Here is a 674-nt window from a genome sequence, read left to right as displayed (position 1 = left end):
TACGGCCAGAGACGCCGAAGATATCAGAGATCACGGTGCCCAGCTTTACATTTGAGGCTTCCAAAACCTTTTGAATTCGATTCTTTTCGGAAGTTAGAGTACCAATCCACTTTTTACGCAGGCGAGTAAGTTCACGTAATTCCCGAATATCTGCTGAAGGCACGAAACTCTTTTCAATCAAGCCATGTCGTAAGAGTTTTGCGATCCATTCGGCATCGGAGATGTCGGTCTTTCGACCGGGGACATTCTTAATCCGTTGTGCGTTTGCCAAAGTAATGTCGAAGTATCCCTCAAGAATGTTATATACGGGCTTCCAATACACTCCGGTGCTTTCCATCGCGACATGAGTAACTCCTTTTTCTTCGAGCCATTGCAACATCTCAAACAAGTTACGGGTCATGGTTGGGAAAGAGCGAGTTTCACTGAAAGGGACCTCGTCTTCTTTCCCAATCAGGACGCTGACGACAATGTTTTTTTGATGAACATCCAAACCTGCACAATGGGTAAGGATTATGTCCATGCTGATACACTCCTCATCATTTGGAATCCATGGGTGAATGGATCAGCTGAAGAAAAGAATTTTTCTGTTCGTGATTAAAGCCAAGTAATAAATGGCCTTATCGACAGTGGGGTGTGCTCAAAGCTGTTCCATACAGTTTTGTTTACAGGGTCAA

Annotated in this window: 1 protein-coding gene; it reads right to left on the bottom strand. The window is 44.2% G+C overall.

Annotated elements, in window-relative coordinates; all coding sequences use genetic code 11:
• Nucleotides 1-520: IS110 family transposase (locus ACFSO0_RS19745; protein ID WP_376883429.1), on the bottom strand; the 520-nt coding region annotated here is incomplete at its 3' end.
• Between the last annotated feature and the right edge of the window lie 154 nt (nt 521-674).

It is taken from the genome of Brevibacillus sp. GCM10020057 (assembly GCF_042683565.1).
GTDB lineage: Bacteria > Bacillota > Bacilli > Brevibacillales > Brevibacillaceae > Brevibacillus.
The sequence above is the reverse complement of the archived record's forward strand: the minus strand, read 5'-3'. Positions and strand labels throughout refer to the sequence as shown.